The 9,053-nt window shown below is 27.1% G+C and carries 9 protein-coding genes; 2 read left to right on the top strand and 7 right to left on the bottom strand.

The features are described 5' to 3' along the window. Positions 1-98: 98 nt before the first annotated feature. Positions 99-1,466, bottom strand: coding sequence for an MATE family efflux transporter (locus ACRDBA_RS04670; RefSeq protein ID WP_438571759.1), 1,368 nt, complete (start codon positions 1,464-1,466; stop codon positions 99-101). 220 nt (positions 1,467-1,686) lie between these two features. On the opposite strand from ACRDBA_RS04670, the gene ACRDBA_RS04665 reads away from it, so the two are divergent. Then, entirely contained in the window at positions 1,687-2,007 is a 321-nt protein-coding gene (locus tag ACRDBA_RS04665) for a hypothetical protein (protein WP_438571758.1), read from the top strand. Positions 2,008-2,422: 415 nt separating this feature from the next. Here the strand turns inward: ACRDBA_RS04665 and ACRDBA_RS04660 are convergent, their stop codons facing one another. Beyond that, positions 2,423-2,752, bottom strand: coding sequence for a hypothetical protein (locus ACRDBA_RS04660; RefSeq protein WP_438571757.1), 330 nt, complete (start codon positions 2,750-2,752; stop codon positions 2,423-2,425). Positions 2,753-3,203: 451 nt separating this feature from the next. Here ACRDBA_RS04660 and ACRDBA_RS04655 point away from each other — a divergent pair, with 451 nt between their 5' ends. Next, a complete protein-coding gene (locus tag ACRDBA_RS04655; protein ID WP_438571756.1) occupies positions 3,204-3,344 on the top strand; it encodes a hypothetical protein in 141 nt (46 codons plus the stop codon). Here the strand turns inward: ACRDBA_RS04655 and ACRDBA_RS04650 are convergent. From ACRDBA_RS04650 to hcp, 5 genes are all read right to left on the bottom strand, one after another. Then, positions 3,341-3,634 (bottom strand): nitrous oxide-stimulated promoter family protein, encoded by a 294-nt coding sequence (locus ACRDBA_RS04650; RefSeq protein WP_438571755.1) that lies wholly within the window; start codon positions 3,632-3,634, stop codon positions 3,341-3,343. The two genes, ACRDBA_RS04655 and ACRDBA_RS04650, sit on opposite strands and share 4 nt — an antisense overlap. Before the next feature lie 10 nt (positions 3,635-3,644). Next, the gene (locus tag ACRDBA_RS04645) at positions 3,645-5,330 is read right to left on the bottom strand and encodes an NEAT domain-containing protein (RefSeq protein WP_438571754.1); all 1,686 of its coding nucleotides are present in this window, start codon (positions 5,328-5,330) and stop codon (positions 3,645-3,647) included. 31 nt (positions 5,331-5,361) lie between these two features. Beyond that, the gene (locus tag ACRDBA_RS04640) at positions 5,362-5,760 is read right to left on the bottom strand and encodes a YbaN family protein (RefSeq protein ID WP_438571753.1); all 399 of its coding nucleotides are present in this window, start codon (positions 5,758-5,760) and stop codon (positions 5,362-5,364) included. Between the two features lie 355 nt (positions 5,761-6,115). Further along, positions 6,116-6,436: a cupin domain-containing protein gene (locus tag ACRDBA_RS04635; RefSeq protein WP_438571752.1), complete on the bottom strand. Its 321-nt coding sequence runs from the start codon at positions 6,434-6,436 to the stop codon at positions 6,116-6,118. Positions 6,437-6,517: 81 nt separating this feature from the next. Beyond that, positions 6,518-8,176 (bottom strand): hydroxylamine reductase, encoded by a 1,659-nt coding sequence (gene hcp, locus ACRDBA_RS04630; protein WP_438571751.1) that lies wholly within the window; start codon positions 8,174-8,176, stop codon positions 6,518-6,520. Positions 8,177-9,053: the final 877 nt, after the last annotated feature.

Raw genomic sequence — 9,053 nt, 5'->3', positions numbered from 1 at the left:
GGTATTTATATAGGATGCCCCGACATTTTAGCTTGGAGGAAGTCCTATATAAATACCCTCTCCACGGGCTAAATCTATTATCTTATAAATGAGCTACATTAACACTCATTAGAGCACTTTTTAAGTTCATCTTTTTCCTCAATTATAGATTTATTTTTCCAGTACCCTTTTTTATAATAAACACCTGTAACTACAAATCCAACAATCCATCCTATTGGTATCCCCATCCATATACCTTCAACTCCAAATACAGAAGATAGTATATATGAAGCAGGTATTCTAGCTAACCATAAAGAAATCAAAGAACTTATCATAGCAAATATAGAATCTCCAGCACCTCTAATAGCACTAGTTAGCATAAAAGAAGTTCCTATAACAAAGAAAAACGGACCTATTGTAAGTAAATAATTTGAACCAATACTAACAACTTCTAGATCTGTATTAAATAGTCTTATTAAATCATCTCTAAATATCATAAAAAGAACTATTACAAACACTGATATGAATAAAGACATACGAACAGATGCTTTTACACCTTTTTTTACTCTATCAACTTTTCCTGCACCCATATTTTGAGCCACAAATGTAGACACTGCTGCACCTAGATTCATTATAGGTAAAGAAATAAACATTTCTATCTTAGACCCAGCACCAAAGGCTGCCATAGCAGAAGTTCCATAACCATTAACTAATGACTGTAACGTTATATTACCAACTGAAAATAACATTTGTTGTATAGCAGAAGGAATCCCAAGCTTTAATCCTGTTTTAAAAATTTGTTTATCGTATTCTAAATTCCTCACTCTTATTTTTAAAACTTCATGTTTCTTTTTAAGGTATATAACACTAAAAATAAAGGAGAAACTTTGAGCTATAACAGTTGCAAGAGCAACACCATTTACGCCCATATTAAAATAAATTATAAAAACAACATCTAAAATTATATTTATCACTGTAGCAATTATAAGGAAATATAATGGAGTGGTTGAATCACCAAGGCCTCTTAATATGGCCGATATAGAATTGTACCCTGCAGAGAATAAAACACCTGCAAATACTATGTTTAAATAACCCTTAGACATTTGTAAAATTGAATCTGGAGTATTCATAAGCTTTAGTATAGGACCACTAAGTGATATACCTATCACACTTATTACAAGGGATGCAATAAATATAAATATATAAGTGGTATCTATTGTTGCTTTAACTTTTTCCATATTTTTAGATCCATAATATTGAGATAGTAGTATTGAAAATCCTAAAGTTATCCCCATTAGAAAAGAAGTTAGTAAAAACATTATCGGTGTAGCACCTGAAACTGCAGCCATTGCATCTTTACCAACGAACCGACCAACTATTATACTGTCTGCAGTGTTGTAAAGCTGTTGAAATAAGCTTCCTATTAGCATTGGTAATGCAAAGTTAAAAATACATTTACTTTCATTACCTGTAGTTAAATCTTTCATAATAAACCCTCCTTAGATACGAGCTCGAATAATAACCGTCATTAATATTCTAACAAATATTCTAAATATTCTCTATATGTTTGATTAATAATTAGCTACAATATCTGCGACAAATTAATGTAACTATTTTTAATTTGGAAAATAATTCAATATTTTGTATAATATACTCACAGTAAGGGATTATTATAATTTACAATTTATACGAAAGGTGTATGGAGAAATGGGAAATTCAACAATATCAATAGTAGCTACAGTTTTATCAGGGATTATTTTTGGATTGTTACTAAATGGTTTTAATAACAATATATTAGGCATATTTGTACCAATGCAAAGAGACTTAGCTAAAATAAGTAAAGTAAATAGAGTTATTTTATACTTTGTAGGCCAAATTTTATCAGTATCAATAACGATTATTTTTGTACTTCGTTTTGAATTTAGTAATATTGTCTATGGAGCATTTTTAGGTTTTCTAATAGCTTTAGTAAATGTATGTTTTGAAAATAAAAAAGTTAAAGATACTACAATAAAATACGTTGAATAATTGTACATAGTATAGATAAATATTACGAACTAAATATATCAAATTATAAAATATACCCACATCTTAGAGTATTTAATACATATTCTTCTAAGGTGTGGGTACTTTTATAATTCTCTATAACTTGCTAACAAATTGTATTATATTGATATAATTTTATATTTACACATTTTTCATTATTAATACAGATTAAAATACTCTAATATAAGTCGAAATACATTTGAACATACATAAATCATCGCAAATGTTTTTGCCTTTTCATAGTTTTTACTTTTTAAACCAATCAAAAAATAAACAATCATTGTAATAAATGCAATGATGATAAAAATAGCAAGTAAGTATCTAAATAGTTCTTGAACGCTAACAGCCATTTTATTATTTCTCCCTTAATTTGCTACTCTGGTATTTTAGTGTATATTTAATAGTCTAATTGTTTAAACTTTAAAACTAGTTGACCATTATTAATACTTTCAACTTTATAACCTTTTAGCTTTTTATTAATATACAAACCTTCTTTGTCCTCTTTGCTAAATAAGTCCCTAATTGATTCAATAGCATAAATTAAAATTGTTAATACTCCAGCACTTCCTAATTCCATTCCCAATGTTTCATTTTCAGATAATTGATTTTTCATAATTCCTAATATCTGTGTCGCATACTCACCACTTATAACGATTTTATCAGGTTTTGAAGGTAAAACTTCAATTAAATCTGATTGACTATAAACATAAGATTCTTCTAATAACATATGTATCACCCCAAATATTTTTTTACATATTTCTATTTATTTTTATTTTATCATTCTATTTATTAACAAACTATATTTATTACTACATTGTAATAATATTTACTATCTAAACCCAATTAAAAAGAAAGTTACGAAAACTTTTCCATTTATATAATTAAAGAATCATTAGTTATCTCTAAGATAATTTGAGGATTAATGTTACTTTGGAAAAACTTTTTCATATTTGAATTATAGATCCTTTACCAGCAATAAGCTGCTTATCTAACTCAAATTCAGATATACTATCCTTCTTAGCTAGGGGATTATCTTTATGAATAAATCAACCTTTTAGTTGATACAAGCTACTTTTTTCTGTTTATTTGAGAAACTAATCTATGGCATATTAGGTATATAAGCTACTGAGCTTAAAAGTTATAAAAATAATTTGAAAATAAATAGTGAGGTATTATATATGAAAATTAAACAAATAAGAAATGCGACTGTAATTGTAACATATGCAAGAAAGAAATTTTTAATAGATCCAATGTTAGCTGAAAAAGGAGCTTATCCTCCATTTCTATCTACTTCTGATGGGGAAACTCGTGAATTTTAAAAAATATGCTTAATAACTTCTATCGGATCATAGAATAATAGTCTAGGTCCTGAAAATTTCATTACCTCTTTAATTTTTTCCTTCATATCTTTTTTGTAACAATGTATAGGGCATTTACTACAAAACTTTTTGTCTTCCCCAAACTTGCAAAAATCTAGTCTTTTTTTAGCGTAAGTTAAAAGTTCATTGCATTCATCACATAATTCGCCTTTTTTTGTACTATGTTTTTTATTACAATAGATTTTTATCATACTTTCAATTGTTTTTTTTTCTTTATCTATTCTACTCAAATTAAAACCTCTACTTTCTTTGTTTTTTAATATATATTCTAAAACCAATTAAAAATACAGTGCTAACCATAATTGTAGTCATTATAGAAGTAATTAAAGCTATTTTAAACACATCTACTTTTTCTACATTTGAATCACTAACTATACTCTGAGTAGCAACCTCTTTTTCGTCAAGTAATTTCATAGTTTCTTCTAATAATTGTATTTTAAAATCTATATTCATCTTTACAGGCTTTATATACATAAAAAATTGTATGTCATCAGTAAAATCATTTATTTTAAATCTAAATGATTTTACACCATTGCTATGATCCATTGTTTCAAATTCAACATCTTGACCATTTACATTTATTTTAAAATTATCCATAACGCTAGTGCCTGAAAAAGTTATAGTAAGATATTTTTGATTAGAATCATCTTCATCAATATAGGAAATTTTGTATAAATATTTCCTAGCCATTTTCCTTCCTATAGCACTATCGTGGATAACCTCATTCTCAATAGAATATCTTTTTACATATTTATCATCTAAACTACTATTTATATCTTTATCTGTTTCAGGTTCTTGATTATCATTCTCAGTATCATTTTTTAAATTATCAGCCATATTAGATAATGAACTATTTGAAACTTGAGTACCTAGTGGTGTACTTACTGATTCTTCACTTATTTTAACTACTGATGACTCAATAAATTCTACTCCAAAGCTTATGTCTTGCTCTATTGCTGGTATATACGATTTAATAGCTACATCAGACTTTAAATTTGGGACTTCAAATTTAATATCCATAGTATTTTTAGATGAATTTTTATTTAAAGTTGTATATGATACATTTTTACCATTCACAACAACTCTTATATTTTGCATCAAATCTGTTTGTCCAAAGCCTAGCATTATGTACATTTTATTATCTTTTATTTCCATGTAATTTACAGTATTTAAGCTTTGTCTAGCTGCATCATATCCTATCTTACTATCTGTTAGAACCTTATTATTCATTTTATATGTACCATTTTTATATCCACTTATTTGTAAATTTTGCTCATTAGATTGGTTACCATCTCCGCTATTTGATTCTTGATTTGAATTTTCCTCATTTTGATTATCATTATCAGTGTCTTCACCTAAGTTTTCATCGGGGATTTCAATATTCTCCTTATCTTCATCTAAGTTTTCATCAGGAGTTTCAGTATTTTCATTATCTTCATCTATTTTAGTTAATGTATCTGATTTTAATTTTATTCTAAAATCTACGTTCATTGGGTTGGGAAATATAGGAGTTTTTATATTAGCATTTACCTTTAATATATCTTCTATATTATTAATTATTAACTTATAGTCTATTGTTTTTTCATCTTCATTTATAATTTCATATTTGATTTCTTTATCATCTAAAGTAAACTTGATATTATTTATTACATCTTTTTCTGTAAATGAAAAAATAGCTGATATAATACCGTCTTTTACCTCTATTTTACTAGTTGTATTAATATATTTTCTCGCAACGGATTCTTTATCTTTATCGATGTACAGTGCATCATTTTCGATTATATATGATCCATCTTCTAGATTCGTTGTTATTGTATTAGAAATATCGCTAGGATGTGTATTACTTTGTAATGCAAAAGTGCTAGGAATATTTGAAAATACTATAATTGCTGCCATTATAATTGATATTATTTTATTGCTTATCATAAGTTGTTAACTACCTTCTTTCATTTATTTTTTATGCTTTTACATTTACAGTTTTATTTGTTTTTATTGTTTTTATTTTAAATATAAAATAATAATATTTAAAACCTATTAATCCTAATAACATTAATTTAATGTACAAGTTATCTAATATTATTAATGGAAATAGTAACATAAAATCTGCAAATAATAATAAGCTAGTTTTTTGTTTTAAAGTCATTGCTTTTTCATTTATAAAGGTTTCTAAATATTTTTTATAAATATTTGTAGATTTAAACCATTTATCAAACTTATTTGATCCTCTAGTAAAACAAACAGATGCTAATAACAAAAATGGTGTTGTTGGGAGTATTGGAAACACAATACCGATTACACCTAGTGCTAGTGATATTAGTCCAATAATTAAATACATATATCTTTTTATATTATTCACTTTAATTCTCTCCTTATTTTAGACTATAACAATAATATCATAATTGATAACTATTTTCAATAGATAAAAATTTTCATATATTTCAAGCCCGTTTTATAGTAGTTCAAACTTATCTGATATCAAAGATAACCTAGCAAAAAACGTAATAGAGATACTTCATAAATAAATAATTTAATATTTGCTTTAAAAATGACAAAATACCTGCCATTAGACAGGTATTTTATTATTATTCATTTAGTTTTTTTAAAACTTATTCTAAGTCTAATCCATGTATCTCACATACTTCACACCCTATACATGTATCTCTATCAACAAAAGCTTTCATATTTTTATCTCCTTATGATATAAATTTATCTTAAGAAAGAGGTTGTGATATTATCACCATTATTTTACTAGTTTCTTTTGCTATAACATTATGCTCAACTCTAGCATCAAATGGTAAGAAATCATCTTGTTTTAAAACAAATTTCTCTCCACTTGTAAACTCCATATCTACACTACCACTTACTATATATACTGCTGCATAGCCATTATGAGTATGATTAGGTAGTCCTTTACCTTCCTCAAATTCAAAATATACAGTTTTAAATTTTTCATTATGAACTAGTATCTCTCTATTTGTATTTAAATTATTTATATTTATTGGGTTTAATTTTGTATTATTTATATTCAACATATTGTTTACCTCCTACTTAGTGATGCCTATATAATATATCTTTTTTCACCAAGTCTCTTTAACATATGATACATATTAAATTTATTTTATAGGTACTTCTAAACAAGATGCTAAATCTTTTTCTGGTGTACTTATTGGTTTTATATCAAATGTATCAACTAAGTATTGAAGTACATTCGGGCTTAAGAATGCTGGTAATGTTGGTCCAAGGTACATTCCTTTTATGCCTAGTGATAATAGTGCTAATAAGTCTGCAACTGCTTTTTGTTCATACCAAGATAATATTATAGAAAGTGGTAAGCTATTAACATCTGTATCAAATGCATCTGCAAGTGCTAGTGCTATTCTTACAGCTGAGTATGCATCATTACATTGGCCTACATCTAAAAGTCTTGGAAGCCCTGCTACTTCGCCAAACTCTAATTTATTAAATCTATATTTACCACAAGCTAATGTTAATATTATACAATCATTTGGAACTTGTGTTGCAAACTCTGTATAATAGTTTCTTCCAGCTCTTGCTCCATCACACCCTCCTATTAAGAAGAAGTGTCTTAGTTTACCTGATTTAACTGCATCTATTATAGCTGGAGCATTGCTTAGTGTAGCATGATGACCAAACCCTACTAATATTTCTTTAGGTTCTTGGTCTTCTTTAAATCCACCTAGTTCTAGGGCTTTATTTATTATTTCACTAAAGTCTTTTTCACAATTTTCACTTTTTCCTATATATTTTACTCCATCCCATCCAACTACACTTGTTGTAAAGATTCTATCTTTATATGAATCTCTAGGCTTCATTAGACAGTTGGTAGTCATTAATATACATCCTGGTATATTATCAAATTCTTTTTGTTGGTCTTGCCAAGCACCACCAAAGTTTCCTACTAAATGAGGATATTTATTAAGTTCTGGATATCCATGACAAGGTATCATCTCACCATGAGTATAAATATTTATACCTTTGCCTTCTGTTTGTTTTAGTAACATTTCTAAATCTTTTAAATCATGTCCTGAAACTATTATGAATGGTCCTTTTTTAACATTAACATTTACTTTATGAGGTGCTGGATTTTTATATACAGTAGTATTTGCTTCATCTAGCTTTTGCATAATGGCAACACTCATATCACCTGTTTTTATAGTCCAAGTAATTAAATCCTCTACTGTTAATTTATCATCAGTAGTTGCTTCTAATGCTCTAAAGTAAAATTCATCTACTTGATCATTATAATATCCTAATTCTCTAGCTTGGTGCCCATATGCTGAAATACCTTTTAGACCATATATTATCGTCTGTCTTAAAGAACGTATATCTGCATCTAATTCCTGATCATACATTATCCCGGCTTTTTTTGCATCGATTAGCATTTGTTCTCTAGTATCACTTAAATTATATGTAGCTTGTTCACAGCAATTTTCACAAGTTGATACTTTACTTCTAAGATTTTGTTTTATGTCTTGAGATTGTCTTAACATCTTTTCATGAACATCACCATCAAAGTTAACATTGGTAAGTGTTGTAAACAGTGTATTTTCAATAAAGCTAACTATATCTTTATCTATTTTTTCACCTTTTTTTATTAGCTCATTTACGTAACAGCTTATTCCTTTTACTTGATATATAAGTAAATCTTGAAGAGCTGCTATCTCAGGTGTTTTCCCACATACCCCTACTTTAGTACATCCTTTTCCACCTGCAGTTTGTTCACATTGATAACAAAACATTGGATAATCCATATAATCACACTCCTTTTATATATTTTGGTATTATATTTCCCCTATGTAGGTAAAAATATAGTTACAAAACTAACTAACCCGTAATAAATGCCCCTATAAAAATTAGGTTCTGTTAGATAATTTCGTGATAAATAATCCATAAAAACAGCTAGAAGTATTGAATTATTTTAACTTCTAGCTGTTTTTATATTTTTAATTCGTATTATATTAATATTATTAATTAGAATTACACTTTTATCTAATATCTATATATCGAACCACTGCTGTGTAACCTTATATTATAGGAAATTGAATTTCTTTCCCCATTAATACTCAAATACCCTTCGTTATCTGTAGTCCAACTTTCCGATACATCAGTGTATGTAATTGCTCTCAAATCTTTGGCTATAGTTATATCGGTTACCTCATCTTTTTTTCCTGTTTCCTCCTAAAGCCATAGCTTTACAATCTGTAACCCATACAATTTATTTTATTTCGTATTATAACGAAGTAAGCTAATATAGCCTAAATTTATATTCTTTAATATCGTTATTTATTTTGATACAAAAAACTCCACTTGTATTTTTTAGATCATCCAATGATTTAATATCTAAAATTGTAAGTTGAGTACTGAAGTCTGTATCTGGATATAATGGCATTATTGTATTCTCATCCAGGTTAAAATATTAATATAAACTCATTTAAATTATTAAAAAGTTTAATAAAATATCTTTATTAGTACATAATACTATAATTAAGTAATATTAACTCTAATTGGGTGTAACCCTACACCCTCTATCTCATTTGCAAATGCATTTGAGAATACTTTCTTTATTATTTGATAACTTCCATTTACATCACTATTTATTATTAATGATTTATTCGATTTAAATAAACC

Source organism: Clostridium sp. (assembly GCF_051654825.1).
GTDB lineage: Bacteria > Bacillota > Clostridia > Clostridiales > Clostridiaceae > Clostridium.
The sequence above is the reverse complement of the archived record's forward strand: the minus strand, read 5'-3'. Positions and strand labels throughout refer to the sequence as shown.